Source organism: Pandoraea sp. PE-S2R-1 (genome assembly GCF_002179865.1).
Lineage (GTDB): Bacteria > Pseudomonadota > Gammaproteobacteria > Burkholderiales > Burkholderiaceae > Pandoraea.
Map to the genome: position 1 here is coordinate 1 of NZ_NGUR01000121.1, position 466 is coordinate 466.

Annotated in this window: 1 protein-coding gene; it reads left to right on the forward strand. The window is 59.0% G+C overall.

Annotated features, from left to right (window positions below; all coding sequences use genetic code 11):
* Positions 1–466 (forward strand): ABC transporter permease (locus tag CDV44_RS27325; protein WP_141118848.1); only part of this gene is annotated, 466 nt, incomplete at both ends.

A 466-nucleotide genomic window follows, 5' to 3' on the forward strand; every position in this document is an offset into this window, starting at 1 on the left:
GCTTGCCGTCTTGCTGGTGCTCATCGGCATCTGGCAAATGGTACATCTACTCAACGGCGCTGCTGTCGGCTCTCCCGTGGCGACCGTGCAAGGGCTTTGGCAGATGATGGGCACAGCATCGTTCTGGGTGGATGCCGCCGAGACAGGCCGGGCGCTCTTCTATTCGCTGGTGATTGCGGTGGCGGGGGGCATTGCACTGGGGCTGGGGCTCGGTGCGAATCGCTTGGCTGCGAATGTTGCCGAGCCGATTATGATGAATCTGTATTCATTGCCAAAGGTGACGCTGTATCCCTTGGTTTTGCTGATCTTCGGCTTGGGTCTCGCCTCCAAGGTGGCCTTCGGCGTGATGCACGGTTTGATCCCGATTCTGATCTTCACGATGAACGGCGTGCGGCAAATCAAGCCGGTCTATTTCCGCGCCGCTCAGGCGATGCATTTGTCCCGCCGACAAATCGCCTTGCGTGTC